Source organism: Enterococcus sp. DIV1094, from assembly GCF_017316305.2.
Lineage (GTDB): Bacteria > Bacillota > Bacilli > Lactobacillales > Enterococcaceae > Enterococcus_B > Enterococcus_B mangumiae.
On sequence record NZ_CP147250.1, the window covers coordinates 2,108,599 to 2,126,158 of the forward strand.

At 38.1% G+C, this 17,560-nt stretch carries 17 protein-coding genes and 1 tRNA gene; 15 read left to right on the top strand and 3 right to left on the bottom strand.

Annotated elements, in window-relative coordinates; genetic code table 11:
• Window positions 1–246: 246 nt before the first annotated feature.
• From DOK79_RS10045 to DOK79_RS10095, 11 genes are all read left to right on the top strand, one after another.
• Window positions 247–1,014: an ABC transporter ATP-binding protein gene (locus DOK79_RS10045; RefSeq protein ID WP_206856594.1), complete on the top strand. Its 768-nt coding sequence runs from the start codon at window positions 247–249 to the stop codon at window positions 1,012–1,014.
• Complete coding sequence (locus tag DOK79_RS10050; protein WP_206856595.1) at window positions 1,004–3,064, top strand: ABC transporter permease; 2,061 nt, start codon at window positions 1,004–1,006, stop codon at window positions 3,062–3,064. The genes DOK79_RS10045 and DOK79_RS10050 overlap by 11 nt, the downstream gene beginning before the upstream one ends.
• Window positions 3,065–3,294: 230 nt before the next feature.
• Window positions 3,295–3,444, top strand: coding sequence for a teichoic acid D-Ala incorporation-associated protein DltX (locus DOK79_RS10055; RefSeq protein ID WP_206856597.1), 150 nt, complete (start codon window positions 3,295–3,297; stop codon window positions 3,442–3,444).
• Between the two features lie 10 nt (window positions 3,445–3,454).
• Window positions 3,455–4,957, top strand: a complete 1,503-nt coding sequence (gene dltA, locus DOK79_RS10060; protein WP_206856599.1) for a D-alanine--poly(phosphoribitol) ligase subunit DltA — start codon at window positions 3,455–3,457, stop codon at window positions 4,955–4,957.
• Window positions 4,957–6,162 (top strand): D-alanyl-lipoteichoic acid biosynthesis protein DltB, encoded by a 1,206-nt coding sequence (gene dltB / locus DOK79_RS10065; protein ID WP_206856601.1) that lies wholly within the window; start codon window positions 4,957–4,959, stop codon window positions 6,160–6,162. Before dltA ends, dltB begins: the two co-directional genes overlap by 1 nt.
• Window positions 6,163–6,189: 27 nt before the next feature.
• Window positions 6,190–6,423, top strand: a complete 234-nt coding sequence (gene dltC, locus DOK79_RS10070; protein ID WP_206856604.1) for a D-alanine--poly(phosphoribitol) ligase subunit DltC — start codon at window positions 6,190–6,192, stop codon at window positions 6,421–6,423.
• Window positions 6,424–6,425: 2 nt separating this feature from the next.
• Window positions 6,426–7,691, top strand: coding sequence for a D-alanyl-lipoteichoic acid biosynthesis protein DltD (gene dltD / locus DOK79_RS10075; protein ID WP_206856607.1), 1,266 nt, complete (start codon window positions 6,426–6,428; stop codon window positions 7,689–7,691).
• Between the two features lie 213 nt (window positions 7,692–7,904).
• Window positions 7,905–8,987, top strand: a complete 1,083-nt coding sequence (locus DOK79_RS10080) for a M42 family metallopeptidase (RefSeq protein WP_206856608.1) — start codon at window positions 7,905–7,907, stop codon at window positions 8,985–8,987.
• A complete protein-coding gene (locus tag DOK79_RS10085) occupies window positions 8,987–9,784 on the top strand; it encodes a DUF975 family protein (RefSeq protein ID WP_206856609.1) in 798 nt (265 codons plus the stop codon). The genes DOK79_RS10080 and DOK79_RS10085 overlap by 1 nt, the downstream gene beginning before the upstream one ends.
• Before the next feature lie 61 nt (window positions 9,785–9,845).
• Entirely contained in the window at window positions 9,846–10,586 is a 741-nt protein-coding gene (locus DOK79_RS10090; protein WP_206856610.1) for an MBL fold metallo-hydrolase, read from the top strand.
• A 13-nt stretch (window positions 10,587–10,599) separates the two neighbouring features.
• Window positions 10,600–11,604 (top strand): lipoate--protein ligase, encoded by a 1,005-nt coding sequence (locus DOK79_RS10095; protein WP_206856614.1) that lies wholly within the window; start codon window positions 10,600–10,602, stop codon window positions 11,602–11,604.
• Window positions 11,605–11,682: 78 nt separating this feature from the next.
• On the opposite strand, the gene DOK79_RS10100 is transcribed toward DOK79_RS10095, so the two are convergent.
• A complete protein-coding gene (locus DOK79_RS10100) occupies window positions 11,683–13,515 on the bottom strand; it encodes a hypothetical protein (RefSeq protein WP_206856616.1) in 1,833 nt (610 codons plus the stop codon).
• A 200-nt stretch (window positions 13,516–13,715) separates the two neighbouring features.
• On the opposite strand from DOK79_RS10100, the gene DOK79_RS10105 reads away from it, so the two are divergent.
• From DOK79_RS10105 to DOK79_RS10115, 3 genes are all read left to right on the top strand, one after another.
• Window positions 13,716–14,246 (top strand): signal peptidase I, encoded by a 531-nt coding sequence (locus DOK79_RS10105; protein WP_206856623.1) that lies wholly within the window; start codon window positions 13,716–13,718, stop codon window positions 14,244–14,246.
• A 79-nt stretch (window positions 14,247–14,325) separates the two neighbouring features.
• A complete protein-coding gene (locus DOK79_RS10110; RefSeq protein ID WP_206856625.1) occupies window positions 14,326–15,009 on the top strand; it encodes an O-methyltransferase in 684 nt (227 codons plus the stop codon).
• 286 nt (window positions 15,010–15,295) lie between these two features.
• Window positions 15,296–15,369 (top strand) — tRNA-Arg (locus tag DOK79_RS10115).
• 262 nt (window positions 15,370–15,631) lie between these two features.
• On the opposite strand, the gene DOK79_RS10120 is transcribed toward DOK79_RS10115, so the two are convergent.
• Window positions 15,632–16,321 (bottom strand): type II CAAX prenyl endopeptidase Rce1 family protein, encoded by a 690-nt coding sequence (locus DOK79_RS10120; protein WP_206856628.1) that lies wholly within the window; start codon window positions 16,319–16,321, stop codon window positions 15,632–15,634.
• A 241-nt stretch (window positions 16,322–16,562) separates the two neighbouring features.
• On the opposite strand from DOK79_RS10120, the gene DOK79_RS10125 reads away from it, so the two are divergent.
• On the top strand, window positions 16,563–16,913 hold the full coding sequence (locus tag DOK79_RS10125; RefSeq protein WP_206856630.1) for a hypothetical protein: 351 nt from the start codon (window positions 16,563–16,565) through the stop codon (window positions 16,911–16,913).
• 77 nt (window positions 16,914–16,990) lie between these two features.
• Here the strand turns inward: DOK79_RS10125 and DOK79_RS10130 are convergent, their stop codons facing one another.
• The gene (locus DOK79_RS10130; protein ID WP_206856631.1) at window positions 16,991–17,527 is read right to left on the bottom strand and encodes a TetR/AcrR family transcriptional regulator; all 537 of its coding nucleotides are present in this window, start codon (window positions 17,525–17,527) and stop codon (window positions 16,991–16,993) included.
• Window positions 17,528–17,560 lie beyond the last annotated feature (33 nt).

Genomic DNA, 17,560 nt, shown 5'->3' on the forward strand with positions numbered 1-17,560 from the left:
TATAGTGTTTTATCACTGCATAATTGAATGAGTATACTATATATGGTGTATATTATCTTGTGAAAAAAAGTGAAAACGTACGGTATCAGCTTTTGAAAAATACGAATTATTTTTTTTTGAATAAAAAAATTGAATAAAAAAATTTCAAAGGTAATTTTCGTGTGTGATGGGGTGACAAAATCAAAAGGGAAAAAAATGGAAGGATATGCTACTATTCAATTAAGGATAATGGTGGAGGACAAAATGATGAATAAAATAATCGAAGTAAAACATCTAAGTAAAAGTTATGGAAGTAGTAAAACACCAGTCAAAGTGCTGGATAATATTTCTTTTTCAGTTGAAGAGGGAGAGTTTATTGGGATCATGGGGCCAAGTGGTGCTGGAAAAACGACCTTGATGAATATATTATCAACGATCAATCTGCCAACGATGGGAAGTGTGTTGATCCAAGGGAATGAACTCACTAAAATGAAAAAACATGAACTAAGCGATTTTAGACGTAAAAAAATTGGGTTTATCTTTCAATCATTCAATCTCATCGATACATTGAACGGTAAAGACAATATTTTGCTTCCTTTAGCTGTTGAAAATATTGCCAAAAATGAAATGGAACGTAGAGTATTACATGTTGCGCAACTTTTGGGGATCGAAGAATTAATGAAGCGTTATCCGGATGAAATGTCAGTCGGACAAAGACAACGGATTGCGGCAGCAAGAGCTTTAGTGGTGAAACCAGAGGTGATTTTTGCGGATGAACCAACTGGGGCTTTGGATTCAAAATCAGCGACAGAATTGCTGAATTACTTGAAAACGATCAATGAAGTAGAAAAAACAACGATCTTGTTAGTTACGCATGATCCTTATACTGCTAGTTACTGCAATCGGATTTTATTCATCAAAGATGGGGTGATTTTTTCAGAAGTCATCCGTCGAGGAACAAGAAAAGAATTTTTTGAAAAGGTCATCGACATGCAGGCGACGATTGGAGGAGGCGGTAAAATCAATGCTTTATAAATTAGCCGCAAAGAGTTTTCTAAAACAGTCAAGAGGCTACCTTGTTTATTTCTTTAGTTTGACCTTATCAACGATGATCTATTATTCATTTAGTGCAATGACTTATGACCAATCATTGATCCGCCGGGCGAGTCAAGATGTTTCTATTGATAATACATTGAATCTAGGTAGCTGGATCATTACTGTTGTTTTGCTCTTTTTCGTTCTCAGTGCGAATCGTTTTTTTCTCAACCGAAGGCAAAAAGAAATAGGTATCTATCAATTGTTTGGGATCAATAAGTTTCAGATCTCCTCGATTTATGTGTTGGAAACGATGATCATTGGTTTTTTTGCTTGTGCCTTAGGGATATTGTTAGGCAGTATTTTCTCAAAATTGTTCCAAATGATTTTAGTACGAATGATGAAGATGGACATCACGAGTCGCTTTTTTGTTTCTATTCCTTCGATCGTTGAAACCGTCGTTGTCTTTTTCGTCATTCTTGCAGCGGTCTCCCTTTATTCGTTATGGAAGATCTGGAGTTATCCAATGACTCGCAGCTTTGGGGAGAAAGAACAAGTCGAAAGTTCGATGATGCGTATACGGACAAGGCATCGTTTATTAGGGGTCGTTGGTCTATTGATGATCTCTAGCAGTTATTTCGCTGCATTGAATTTTAGAGAAGTATTGACCCGGTTATATGAAACAAGAGTCAGTCTCGGATTGATCATCGCTTTTCCATTTTCGATCCTATTTGTCTGTTTGCTAGGTACGTACCTGTTCTTTTGCTATTCTTTTCGATTATTGTTCCATTTATTGAGTGAATCGAAATTCAAGTATAAAGGAACTAATTTTTTATTGATCGGGAACACACAGATCCACCAGTTAAAAAATTGGCGCATGAATTCTCTGATCACTTTAGTTATCGGTTTATCACTGGCCATGATCGGTGGAATGACGGGGATATCGACACTTATTGCTCACGGTGAACAAATCGCGACGCCTGTTGCTTACCAATTGGATACTCAAATAGCTAGTAAGTTTCGACCGATTTTAGGAGAAGAAAATCAAAAAATCACAGACGAAATCGTCTTTCATTACAAAGTAGTAGGTAGCTATTATGACATGAATATTGGTTCGTTCTCTGCGGGTAATGAAATCAAACCGGTGAATTTGATCTCAGAAAATGAATATCAGGCTTTTCGTGAACTCAAACCTAATTTGCCAGAGATCAAATTAACGGAAACTGATCACGCTGTTATGTTAGATGCAGTCGAATCGATGTTTCGCAATTTTTCCAGTTATGGGAAAAAGATCCATCTACCTGATCAGCAGGAATTAGTGATCCAACAAGTACTTCCTGGATTTTTAGGAGATGAAAGCATGACCTATTATGGACCGACCTTAGTCGTTAATCAGGAAATCTTTGAACGTGTCGATGGATTAGAATATCAGATCATCAACTGGAATGTGACTGGTGGGAATGAAGAAGAAGTTATCGACCGAATCAATGAGGAATTGCCGACCAATTGGACACATACGATCTATTATAGTTACGAGATCACTGATCAAGGGTTGATTGGAAACATTCACGCGGACCCTTCTAAAGCTGAGGCTAGTGTGTATTCAGAAACGAAATTGACTGGTCAGTCCTCACGCTTGAATTATAATGCGCGCTATCCTAGATTGCGTGCAATCGATCGCCAAATTGGCATCAATATTTTTGTCGCCTTGTTTGTAGGGATGATCGTGATCGTCACTACTGGTAGTATTTTAATGGTTCGGCAATTATCGGAGGCTGAAACGGAACGTAGTAATTATCAGTTGTTGACAAAATTAGGTATTGCTCAGCGTAAAACCAATCGGATGATCTATGAACAAAATGCATTGATGTTCTTTCCGCCGATGATCTTAGGGATCACACATGCAGTTTTTGCAATCAACGTGTTTTCCCAATATGTCGAAGGCGCAGATTATTGGTTGGCATATTTTGTCAGTGGCGTATTGATCGTCATTTATCTGCTCTTTTACGTGGTGACGAGTCGCTTATATTGTCGGATCATTGAGGAATAAGAAGAACCATCAAAAGCACATCTAGTGGAGACAATAACTATTCAACTTAAAAAGTGAGCGATACGAAATGATTTTCGTATCGCTCACTTTTTCTATTGGTTATTTTTGCGCAATTGCTAGTTAGTGACAAAACTGTTAGCTATAAAGCGCATTCTGTTAGTAAAACAGATGTATTTTTTTCACATGGATGAGTAGAATTTGACTAAGGATTTGATTAGGAGGAAAAAGAGATGAAACAATGGTGGCAGCGACCGCACGTTCGATATTGGCGAACATTTATATTTCGGACCCTTGTCTATTCTGCAATACTATTGGTACTCATTTATTTGTATCATTACAAAAATATCCAAGGTGGAACTTTTATATATAACGAATTCTAGGAGGGAAACGATGAAGAAAAAAGGAATCGTGGCAGCGATCGATTTTTGGGGAGTATCAGACCCGGAGAGAATCGCGTATCAGACATCAGAAAAAAATTACACATATAAAGAGCTGAAGCAGTCCTCGGACGCATTAGGTTATTACTTAGAAAAACGATTGCTGGAGAAAGGCCCGATCGTGGTGTTTGGCAATCTGGAGTTTGAGATGGTCGTGGCTTTTTTAGGTGCATCAAAAGCAGGACATGCGTATTTACCGATTGATGCCCAAACACCGAAGGAGCGGATCGAAGCCATTTTAAGAGTGGCTGAACCTAGTATGATCATTAGTTTAAATGATTGGGAGATTGAGACAGAGATACCAGTCATTCATAAAGATTGTTTACATTCAATCATTACGTTGATGGTCGAATATCCATTTGAGCAGCCGGTAAAAGAGAATGAAAATTTCTATCTGATTTTTACTTCCGGTACGACAGGCGAACCAAAAGGCGTACAGATCAGTCACGATAATTTAGTCAGCTTCGTGGATTGGGTCTTGACGGATTTTCCCATCAAAGAAGGGGAACGTTTTTTAGCACAAGCACCTTTTTCTTTTGATCTCTCGGTATTCACGTTATATCCGGCATTGGTTTCTGGTGGGATCATCAGTCCTTTATCTAAGGAAATCGTTCAAGATTTTCAAAAACTATTTACAGTTTTACCACAACTAGAACTGAATTTTTGGGTATCAACCCCTTCCTTTGTCGATATGTGTTTGATGGACCCAGCATTCGATGCGATACATTTGCCAGAACTGTCTACATTTATTTTCTGCGGAGAAGAATTGACGAAGAAAACTGCCCAAGCATTAGTAGCTCGTTTCCCTTTAGCTGATATTTACAATACGTATGGACCGACAGAAGCAACCGTGGCGATTTCTAGTGTATTGATCACCAAGGAGATATTGGCTCGCTACGAACGGTTACCGATCGGCTATGTCAAATCAGATACGGCTGTATCGATTTTGAAAAAAGGAGAAGGCGATCGTGGGGAGATTTTGATAACCGGACCTAGTGTTTCAAAAGGCTATTTGAATAATCCAGAAAAAACGAAAGAAGTGTTCTTTCAAACAACAGGTGGGCGGCAAAGCTATCGAACTGGCGATGCAGGCTATTTAGCAGAAGATGGCTTACTTTTTATTGAAGGAAGAATCGATCAACAGGTAAAATTGCACGGGTATCGCATTGAGTTGGGAGATATTGAGCATGCGTTGCTAAAGGATGAGCGGATCAATCAAGCAATCGTTGTTCCTAAATATCAAGGGTCAAAAGTCCAACAATTAGTGGCGTTTGTTGTGCTAAATGAAGAGACTCCAGATGCCAACTATCAATTGGCTCGTTCGATCAAGCAAGGATTATCGGACTTTTTGATGGATTATATGATTCCGCAAAGAGTGATTTTTATTGACCAATTGCCCCAAACGAACAACGGCAAGATCGACCGTAAAGCACTGACTGCTGAGGTGAATAGGTGATGAATCTCCCACATATGATTCCTTATGCGGAGCCGTATTACTTTCTAATGTTGGGTTTCGCGTTAGCACCAATCATTTTTTCTTTGCTATTTTTTCAGAAACGTTTAACGATTTATCAAGCCGTCGTAACTTGCTTTTTCTTATTCATCAGTTTTGGAGGAACGTATTGGCAACAAGGACTTGCCTTGATTGGCTATGTAGTCTGGCAATCGATACTTGTCTGGTGCTATTTCACTTATCGAAAAAAAAGTAATCAAGGTATTTGGTTTTATTTGGCGGTAGTTCTCGCAATTTTACCTTTAGTGATCACAAAGATCACACCGTTTGTCTTATCAGGTAAAGAATCTCTGTTTATTTTTTTAGGGATTTCTTATTTAACATTTAAATCGGTACAAATGATCATGGAAATAAGAGACGGCATGATCAAGACCTATCATCCGTATCGTTATATCCAGTTCTTACTATTTTTCCCAACCATTTCTTCAGGACCGATTGATCGTTATCGAAGATTTGAGAAAGACCAAGTGCAACCACCAACAAAAGAACGATATCTGGAATTGTTGGAGAAAGGAGTCCACCATTTGTTTATGGGCTTCTTATACAAATTCATCATCGGTTACTATCTTGGACAGGTATTGTTACCCATCGTATCAAAAGGAGCCTTAGCTCATGGTGGGATCTCCTGGTCGTTACTTGGCTACATGTACGTATATAGTTTGTATCTCTTTTTTGATTTTGCCGGTTATAGCTTCTTTGCGGTCGGCACAAGCTATTTGATGGGGTACGATACACCAATCAACTTCAACAAACCATTTTTAGCTTGGAACATCAAAGAGTTCTGGAATCGATGGCATATGTCGTTATCCTTCTGGTTTAGAGATTACGTTTATATGCGGTTGATGTTTTTCTTGATGAAGAAAAAATGGTTCAAGAGCAAAATCGTGACGTCCAATATCGGTTACTTTGCCTTGTTTCTACTGATGGGTGTCTGGCATGGTTTGACATGGTACTACATTTTGTATGGCATTTATCATGCGACGTTGATTTGTTTGACAGACGCATGGATTCGCTATAAGAAAAAACGGAAGAAGAAACTTCCTTCGAATCGTTTTACTCACGCATTTTCTGTTTTTATGACATTTCAAGCAGTATGTGTTAGTTTATTGATTTTTTCAGGATTTTTAAATCAACTATTTTTCAAGTAAATAATTAACTCAAAGGAGAGAATAGACATGGAAGAACAAGTTTTAACGATTTTAGCAGAAATTACAGGGACAGATGAAGTGAAAGAAAACAAAGAAATGGATCTATTTGGGGAAGGTTTATTAGATTCGCTAGGCTCCGTCCAATTATTAGTGGAGCTTGATGGCCAACTTGATGTTCAGATCCCTGTATCAGAATTCGATCGAGAAGAATGGGCAACACCAAATAAAATCATTGACCAAGTCAACGAATTGAAGGGATAGAGATGAAGAAAAAGCTGTTTGTGATTTTTGGACCTGTGATACTGGCATTTCTATTGATTGCGGTATTTTTCACCTCATCTTATCGCGTGAATGTATCTGATCCGGAAATCATCCATAAAGCAGCCAGTTCAATGTCAGATAATGTGTTGCGAGGGGACATAATCAAAAACACAGCTTTTGCTGAGAAGCAGTATGTCCCTTTTCTTGGATCGAGTGAACTGAGTCGAATCAGTCCTTTTCATCCTTCAGTATTAGCCCAAAAATATGAACGAAGCTACGAGCCATTTTTATTAGGTGCGCCTGGAACGCAATCACTGAGCCAATTCATGATGATGCGCTCAGCCAGTAAGGAACTTAAGAATAAAAAAGTCGTGGTGGTCGTGTCGCCTCAATGGTTCGTAAAAGAAGGTGTGAAGGAAGACTATTTCAGTACACATTATTCGGAGTTACAGACATTGGATTGGTTGTTCTCAATAAAAAAAGTCACACCTACAGATCGTTACTTGGCCAGACGATTATTAAGTTTTTCGATCGTTTCCGATGATGAGGAAATCGCACGAATTTTAAATACAGTGAAAAAAGGACTCACACCAGGAGATAAAGAGCTTGCAGAGTTAGAAGACAAATGGAATATCTTGAAACGTGAGGATGAATTGTTTAGTGGTATTGGTTTGACAGACAAACAAAACAGGATCGATCAAGCAACAAAACCATTACCTGCGAGTTATGAAAAAGAGCAATTGGCAAAACTTGCGACGCAGATTGGTTCCAGCGAAACGAAAAATAATCCTTTTGCCCTAAAAAACGAGTTCTATACTACTCGGATCAAAAACCATTTAAATGAGTTGAAAGATTCGCAAAAAGATTGGGATTATCGTTTTTCCAAAGAGTATTCTGATTTCCAATTATTGTTGCAACAATTAGCGAATGAACAAGCGGAAGCCCTATTCATTCTTCCACCAGTGAATGAAAAGTGGAGTGAGTATACTGGCTTGTCGCAAGAGATGTTGCAAGGATTTGCGAAAAAAATCAAGTATCAATTAAAGGAACAAGGTTTCCAACATATCGCCGATTTGACAAAAATGGCGAGTGTTCCTTATTTTATGGAAGATACGATCCATCTTGGTTGGCAAGGCTGGTTGACGGCGGATCAATACATTCAACCATTTTTAGAAGAAAAGCAAGCGAAGAGTAGCTATCACATGGATGATGCTTTCTATAGTAAGGATTGGCAATTGCAATCCCCAGAAACGCTACCAGAAAAATAAGTCAAAATACCAACACGGTAGTATCATTCATGTAAGTAAGATCAAGTTATGACCCGTAACATCCAAATAAAAAGGATGTTACGGGTCATTTTTGGCATGCTGGACAGACTAAATCAATAACATAAGGCGGAACAAATCAAACAAATATCCTGCCCAAAAACGAATGAAAAATGATATAATTCTACTATTAAGTATAGAAAAGAGGGAAAGCGTTTGAATAAAAATGAAGAACAATTATTGATTGATTTAACAGCTGCGCGTGGTGTACCAGGAAATGAAGAAGAAGTACGAAAAGTCTACAAAAAATATGCAGAGCAGTTCGCTGACGAGATTATTTATGATGGCTTAGGTAGTATCATCGCAAAACATGATTCTGGCAACGGTCCTAAAGTATATATCTCAGGACATATGGATGAAGTTGGTTTCATGGTTACGAAAATCACAGATAAAGGATTTATTGAATTTCAAACACTTGGTGGCTGGTGGGGTCAAGTGATGTTGGCACAACAAGTAGAAATCAAGACTCAAGCTGGAAAAATCATCCATGGAGTGATTGGTTCAAAACCACCGCATGTCTTAACAGCTGAAGTCCGAAATAAACCTTACGATATCAAAGATATGTTTATTGATATCGGTGCGACAAGCAAAGAAGAAGCGACAGCGTGGGGCATTCGTCCTGGAGATATGGTCACTCCTTACATTGAATATCGTCGAATGAATGATGGAAAATTCTTGTTAGCAAAAGCCTGGGACAATCGCATTGGAACTGCTGTTTCGCTACGTGTACTTGAAAATCTAGCCAAAGAAGGCCATCCAAATGTCTTGTTTGCCGGTAGTGATGTCCAAGAAGAAGTCGGCTTGAGAGGCGCTCGTACAAGTACACATTTAGTTGATCCTGATATTGCGATTGCTTTAGATACAGGAACTGCTGGAGATACACCAGGTATGTCACCTAAGGAGGCAGACTCTGTTTTAGGTAAAGGACCACAGGTTTTGATTTTCGATGCTTCAATGATCCCACATAAAAAATTATTGAATTTTGTGATCCAAGTGGCAGAAGAAATGGACATTCCTTTCCAATATACAGTGATCACAGGTGGAGGGACAGACGCTGGTCAAATGCATGTGTCACGTAACGGCGTGCCATCTATTGCTATCACAGTTCCAGTTCGTTATTTACATTCTCACACATCGATCATCCATGAAGAGGATTATTTCAATACAGTGAAATTAGTTACTGAAGTAGTTAAACGTTTGGATAGTGAAAAAGTAGCAGAAATCCGGAGTTATGAGTAATGAAAATCAAGGTATCTGAGTATCGGAAAAAGGCGCGGGCATCACTAGAAGGTCAGTGGGGGATCAATGCCTGGATCATCTTTCTTTCAATCGTGATCGGGATCGTCCTTCAAGAGATTTTTGGCGGCTTTTTCCCAACGGGTAGCACACAATCTAATATTTTCAATTTTTTGCTCCAGCATGTGTTGGTCTTTGCGTTCACTTATGGGGTCTATTATATCTCGTTGGTGGTGGTCAGAGGTGGGCAAGCAAAACCGAATCTGTTGTTTGCTGTTTTTCAGAAAGAATATTTTGTGCCGATTTTACTTATCAATCTTTTCAATGCAGTTGTGAATTGGCTGATCAACGGCATCATTTTTTTACCGGGCTTTTTGATTGGTGGCTTCAATACGTATGTTGATCTACTTTTTAATGGGAATACTGCGCCTCAACAAATCATGCCTGATTATACGATCGATTTGAGTTTTGCGGTCCTTACAACCTTATTGTTCTTCGTATCTTTATTTGCGATGACGGTCGTTATGGGTTTATTCCAGTTTGCTGCATGGACAAAGTTCGACTATCCAAAATTGACAGTTATTCAAAGCTTGAGATATGCCTGGTTTTTATTGAAGGATCGTATTTGGACCTATCTGCTTTTACAACTGTCCTTTATTGGTTGGTATATTCTCGGATTCATCGCCCTATTTTTCGGTTTACTTTGGGTGATTGTTTACGTCAATGTGTCGATTGCAGAATTTTATGAACAAGCCCGTATCGAAAAAGGAAGCCCTATGGAATATTTTTCCTTAGGATAAGCAGTTTTTCTTATGAAAATAAGAAATTGTGGTAGCATAAGTTTTTGAGGGGGAATCAGTCATGAAATTAACCGTTTTAGGTTGCTTAGGTGCATATCCTTACAAAAAACAAGGAACGACGAGTTATTTGTTGCAAGCCGATCAATTTAATTTAATGATCGATGCAGGCAGTACGACACTTGTAAAATTGGAAGATCATCTTGATCCACTTGATTTAGATGCAGTGATCATCAGCCATTACCATCACGATCACATCGCAGATCTAGGCGTTTTACAATACGAGTGGCAATTGAATCCAAACAGAGACAAGGAAAAAATATTGCCGATCTATGGGCACGCAAAAGATACTAGTCATTTTGAACAATTGACGATGCCTGGAGTTTCACAAGGATTCGCCTACGATCCAGCAAAAGAACTTGAAATTGGTCCTTTTTCTATTACTTTCATGGAAACCATTCATCCAGTGGTATGTTATGCGATGCGCATTGTCGAAAGAGCAACTGGTAAAGTATTTGTTTTTACAGGAGACTCCGGTTATTTGGAGAGCTTCATACCGTTTGCTGAAGAAGCTGATTTATTTTTGGCGGATACGTATCTTTTTGCAGGAAATGAACGACATCAGGCGCATTTTACTTCAAAAGAATCTGGAGAAATCGCAAAAGCGGCAAAGGTCAAAAAACTGGTTTTAACACATTTACCACAATTCGGTGACTTAACACAATTAAAGGACGAGGCGAAACAAGCAGCTGGAGAAGGAATCGAAGTTGCTTTAGCGGAAGTCGATAAAGTGTTCGATATCTAGGAGGACGAGAAGAATGATTTTTGTACCAAATGAAAACCATGATCCAAGAGTAAATTTAGCAATCGAAACATATTTACTACAAGAGATGCCATTAGAAGAACCAATCTTGCTGTTTTATATCAATGAACCGTCGATCATTATCGGACGAAATCAAAATACGATCGAAGAGATCAATCGTGAGTACGTGGAAGAACATGGTATCCATGTGGTACGTCGGTTAAGCGGCGGTGGCGCAGTATATCATGATTTTGGTAATCTGAATTTCAGTTTTATCATGCCGGATGACGGAGATTCTTTCCGGGACTTTGCGAAGGTGACTAAACCAATCATCCAAGCATTACACGAGTTAGGCATTTCTGGTGCGGAATTAAAAGGACGCAACGATTTAGTCATCGATGGTTTGAAGTTCTCAGGAAATGCCATGTACGCTACAAACGGACGAATGTTTGCGCATGGAACGATCATGTTCGATTCAGATATTGACGAAGTAGTGAATGCGTTAAAAGTCAAAAAAGAAAAGATCGAATCAAAAGGAATCAAATCCATTCGTTCCCGTGTCACAAATATCAAACCTTTCTTACCTGAAGAAAAACAAGGAATGACGACGGAAGAATTCCGTGAAGATATTCTTTTGAAAATCTTCGGTGTGTCTTCGGTAGAAGAAGTAAAAACGTATGAATTGACAGAAAAGGATTGGGAGAAAATCAATCAAATTTCTGAACAATACTATCGAAACTGGGACTGGAATTACGGAAAATCACCAGATTTCAACTTCTCACGTCAAAAACGCTTCTCGATTGGTTCGATCGAGGTACATTTAAATGTTTCAGAAGGAATCATTGATGACGTAAAAATCTTCGGCGATTTCTTTGGTCTAGGAGATATCAAAGATGTTGAACAAGCATTGACTGGCTTAAAGTATGACAAACCTACTTTACAAAAAGCAGTTGAAACGATCGATATCAAAAAATACTTTGGCGCGATCGAAGCCCAGGACTTATTAGAGCTCTTGTACTAAATGAGTGTATGATAAAATCTAAAACATCAAATAAAGACCTTCGAAAACAGTCTATTGACTGCTTTTGAAGGTCTTTATTTAGCTAGGAGAGATATTGATTTTTAAACGATCGACCCATTTATCTTTTTCTTGGATCAAGGTGCTGCTGTATTTATCGAGCGTAGTTTGGATCATCATCAAGTCATACTGCTCCTGTCGCATCAATTCTTCTGTCACATCTTTTGAAAAAATATTTTTCTCATATTGTATGCTGTGTTCACAGTGGATCTGGATTTGAGAATTGATTTCTTGGATCGATAAATAGATTTCTCGATGCAAAGGATTCTCAATGGCTTGAGTCTCTCGGAACGAGTGCTCGAGAATATGAATAAGCAGTTGCGTGAAATCTTCATCTTGGATCGGTAACGAAGCGGGAATGTGTGTATGGAAATCGACTTTGATATTCTTTTTAGTCGCCACTTCTTGATATCTCGCCAGAATCAAATTTGTCAGTTGGTGCCCTGTCGGAAATAGGGACAGATCCAATTGTTTTGTTTCTTGTACGATTCGCTTTAAGTAAGCTTTTGCTTCATCTTGTTCATCTGCATCGATCAACTGACTGAGTGCTTCCATCCGGGCAACAAAGTCATTTTTAGCATGATCGATTTGCTGGATCTGTGCTTGGATTTTCGCGTAATGTGTTTCAATCAAATCAGTTTTAGTTTGTAAGAAAAGCCGTTCTTTATGATAACTATCGATTTTCATGACATTTTCCATGATGTTGTATGCAACAATAACAATCAGGATGATCGCAAATAAAAGAGTGGACCAGTTGATGATCGTATGCCCGATACCTAAAGCTGTTTGGATATAGAACATACAATGAAAAATAGCGATCAAAACGATCCAAGGACTACAAACAGTGAAAAATCGATTTTCTTTATATGCTTCTCCGATACTTGCGATGGAAGTAACTAAAGTGCTGACCACACTGACGACACTTGCAAATGGCATCAATTCAGGCAATTCAAAATCGGACAATAACGAATAAAGAATGATATTGGCAAAAAGAAATGCTTGGAAATAGCAGAAGTAGCCATACCATTTCTGGTAGCTCGTCATTTTTGATTGATAGTAAAAAATGATCAGTATAGAAGTCAAAATAGCGAATAAGTGAGAAAAAATTGAATGAACGATTGGCTCAAAAAGAACCCCACTCAAGATATCCTCCGAAATAGATTCAAACCCAAGAACTAAAGAAAATAGACTTAAAATCAATAATGAACGATCCAATTTCTTGTGTCTATAGAGAATATAGCTCGTCCAGATCAATAATCCGATGGCGATAACGAAAGCCAGGATCATCGCAATGACTTGAGGGATCGACTGTGAAAAAATAAAGCTGATCATAGGACTGGTTGTTCCTAAATAAACTTTTGGTGTCAGTCCTGAATAATTCTGGTAGGGGGAGGAAACAACGATTTTCAATGTCTTACCAACATAAGATTCTGGAAGATCAATGATCGATAATGATAATCCAGGGTTGTTTCTTTCACTATCTTTTGATCGACTGTAGAGTAGAGTATCATCTAGTGAAACACTTAGCCATTGGTGATTACCTTTGATCAACAGATTGGCATCATCCAAATCTTTATGTAGAGTCGTCTCCATTATAAATGGTTCATTTTTATCGATCGATGGCATGTAGTCGATATGGCTGCTATCGAACTGGAAATATGGATCATACTCAGAATAATACACCCATGAGTCTTCGATCTGTGACATTTGTTTGCTGTCAACTGGAGTGAAAATGTAATGGAAAAAATAAGTAATGCTGATTATAAATAACGTAGTTAATGTAATGATTATACTCCATTTGAGTTTTATAGAGAATGGTGCATTTTTATTACGAATGTTATTAAAAAGAACCATAGACGAATCTCCTTTTGTAAGTACTCTAATTCAAGAGTAAACTTTTTTTATTTTAGAGTCAATTTTTATCTGCGTCAACACATTTTTTTGTCAATTAGTTTTATTTTTCTTTAATAAGATAATGCTTGAGTGTTAATGTTGTAATAAATATCTTGTTATTATATTATGTATTTAATGAAATGTTACGAAGGAGGTCCGATGTGCCTATCTATAAAAAAATAACCTTTATTAGCTCAATTACGTTAGTGTCTTTATTAGCAATGATTTTATGTGTCGTGTTGCTTCCTCGTGTATTTGGATTGACCCCACATATCATCGACGATCAAGCAATGGGCGCAGCCTATTCAGAAGGAAGCTTGATCTATGTACAAAAAAGAAAGGTGGATACGTTATTAGTTGGCGATGTGATTACCTACTATGAGAATTCTGGTAAACATATTGTGACAAGAAGAGTCGTTGCTATTGAAGACCAACATCGCTATTTTTATACGAAAGCCGATGGGAAAACGCAGATTGAAGTCGAAGCCGTTCGAGACCGCAATATTATTGGAACACCTGTGTTTAAGATTCCTTACATCGGATTGCTGTTTTCACGACATGCATTTAATTGGATGAAATGGGTTTTCTTAGGCATTGCTGTTTGCTTGTCCTCAATTACTGCTTGGCACACTTACCTTGAATTGAAGAAGCGCCGAGAGAAAGAAACTGATTTCTTTTCTGATATCCAATAGATTGATTTTTTAACGATCGATTCTTCCTCTTGTCGAAAGATAGGTTTCTTCGTATAATGTTTGGAAGAGGAGTGGAAGTATGCGTAATGAAATGATGCATCGTCCCGTTGTAAAAGAAGAATTATTGGACTTTATGCGGACAGAACAAAAACAGTTGACCGGAGAATTAGGGAAAGTTGAAGAGGAAGCACATGTGGCAGAAGTGCCGATCATTCCTCATGAAACAGTCGTATTTTTACAGTTTTTATTAGGACAGATCAAACCAAAACAAGTGCTTGAAATTGGAGCAGCGATTGGTTTTTCATCTAGTTTAATGGCACAAGTGATCGGAAAAGATGGTCATGTGACAACGATCGATCGCTTTGATGTGATGATCAGAAAAGCGAAAGCGACGTATGAGCGTTTAGGATTGACCGATCAAGTGACATTATTAGAAGGGCAAGCAGCCGATATTTTGCCAACCTTGACTGGCCCTTATGATTTTATTTTCATGGATAGTGCAAAATCAAAATATATCGAATTTTTACCAGAATGCTTACGCGTGTTGAAAAAAGGTGGCGTCTTGATGGTTGATGATATTTTCCAAGGAGGAACGATTCTTTTAGCTGATGAAGAGATTCCGAGAGGGAAACGAGCAATCCATCGTAAATTGAATGAATTTTTACGTGTAGTTATGGCACATCCAGATTTGACCTCTACGTTATTACCTTTGGGAGACGGTGTGATTTTGATCACGAAAGAGGCTGAAACAATCGATTTATAAATTGATATAGTGTAATTAAGCGTGAAGCACCTATCCGTTCGTAACCGAACCTAGGTGCTTTTATAGTATTTCTTTAACAGATGGAGCCTAAAGGATTGATCAAGCGCTATGTTGATAGTTGGTGTCGAACTACTCTCTCGTAGCCGAAACTTAATAATGACAAATGTTTTTTTAGGTAAAGGCGATGTGAATAAAGTACGATAAAAATTTTTGTTTCATAAAATAACTATTTTGTATTGACAGAAGCTGTCTATTTATCTATAATTATTTTTGTTCCGCTAAAGCTGTCATAGTAGCTCAGCTGGATAGAGCATCCGCCTTCTAAGCGGACGGTCGGGGGTTCGAATCCCTCCTGTGACGTAAAAAACCGTTAGAAACTTTTGTTTCTAGCGGTTTTTCTTGTATATTGTGCCAAATGAGTGCCAAAAGGTGAGAAAAGTATAAGAGTATGGAGCAGCGATTCTTAAAACCACGAAAATGTTGTTCCAGAATCACTCCTTCAGAAATAAGTGTGAAACCCCCATAAATTCGTCGAGTAATTTTCGGTTCTTCATGCTTATTTTTTGGAGCTGCCCCACCCGTCATCCCCTCTTTCTGTACATATTTGTAAGAAATCAACATGCTAAATACCAAACAATAAAATGATAAAAAGCAAAATCAAATCATATAAGATATGCGCGAGCATCGGGATCCATAAGTTTTGTGTTTTTAGCCATGCGTAGAGGGAAGGTGCATGAGCTAAGCCGATAACAAAAATACATTGATAGAGATTGCCACCATATACTGCATAATGGCTGAGACCGAAAACGAGTAGAGAAATCGTACTAGCGGTCAAAATAGAAACTTTAGTAGGCATAAATCTGGAAAGTAATAGAAAAGTTAGGACGAAGATCGCTGCAATATAAAGTTCTTCACCAATCAGGCTCACACTAAGTTGAGATAGATATAGGATTCCTCCGCCAATACTTAATCCTTCGTACCAGTTGGCTCCACCAGCATTCGCAGCCATTGTTTGATTGAGCAGTTTTCCGATCAAGATAAAAATATCTGAAAGTAGAGAACCACTGATAATAACAAAAATGATCCAGCTCCAATCTTTCTTTCTTAGTTTTTCAAATAAGGACTGTGTATTTTTCCAACCAATCAGCGAGATCAAAGCAAGCAGACCTCCGATAGGTAAAAAGGTCCAATCTAGAGCCCCTGAGAAGACCGGATTAGCGGTCATCATGCCCCAATCAGCCAAAATCAAAAGAATGAGTGCTAAGAGCGACCGCCACGGATTGAACGTGACAGCTTGAAACATCGTGAACATTAAATAACTCCTCCTATAATAAAATCAACAAAGTGCGATTGTATCATTGATCTAAAAGATATTGAAATCATTTGCTGTTTTTTTTAGAGCTAGATGAGAGAGCTTTTTTCTTGGTGTAGGAAAACCAGATATCTATGATAAAATAAAGTATCAAAAGAAACTGTCTGAGCAGATAGTGACTAGCGTTTCTTGAGTCGAAAATCGAATGGGCATATTTTAGGAGAGGACAAAGGAAAAACGAATGTTAATCACAAAAAAATGGATGGATCGTTTGACACGTCCATACAGGTCACAAGGAATGGTCCGTTGTTTAGCGGAATCGCAGAGTATGGATAGTATTAGTAGTAAAGTGATTTTATTGATCAATGAGAAGAATGTGACGATTTTATTTTTGAATTTTTTTCAAACGAAAGTCATTGATCATCTCACCTATGAACGAGCAGAGATTGAAAAGGAAGATGTGGCTTTAGGTGGTGGACTATCTGTTGTCTGGCGTTTTTCTGCTGGAGGGAAGAAGTGGCGCTTTCGAATCATAAAAAAAATCATTCCTTTAGGGGATGAACAAAGAGAATTTTTAATGCAAATCCAGTAAGGTATGTATTTACGGGTTCAATAAAGAAAAGAAGAACGACTATACAACCGTAGGTGATAGTGTTCTTCTTTTTTTGATCAGAATCGCGTGATGATGTCATCTAAAATAGTGATCAGTTCGTCTTTTTCTACTTTTAAGTGACCACTGCTCCATTCAGCTAAGACGTTTGTGATTCCTGAAATCGAGAAAAGAACTTCTACTTTGTTTTTGATATCCTTTTCATCTAATTGTTCTTCGTCCAGGACTCTTTTTATCAAGATGTGTGTCAACTGAGCGGAGAGTTCATCATCCATGAAATCATTGAAGAAAAAGTGGAAAACAGCTTTGTTCTCATCTACATGATTGACTAAAGCATGGACAAAGTTGCGAAAGTCATATTGCTCTTTTTTTGGGTAAGTTTGATCGAAGATATCTGTCAGTATACAGATCGATTCTTCAATGATTTTTGAACGAAGATCATAAATATCTTCATAATGAGTATAAAACGTTCCTCGCCCGATATCTGCTTGTTGTGAAAGCTCCGCGATCGTGATTTTATTGATTGGTTTTTCTTTCGTTAAATCCAAAAAGGCTTGTTTGATTGCTTGTTTAGTTTTGGCGCTTCGACGGTCCATGCGTATCTCCTTTTTTAGACAGTATCTTCCTAA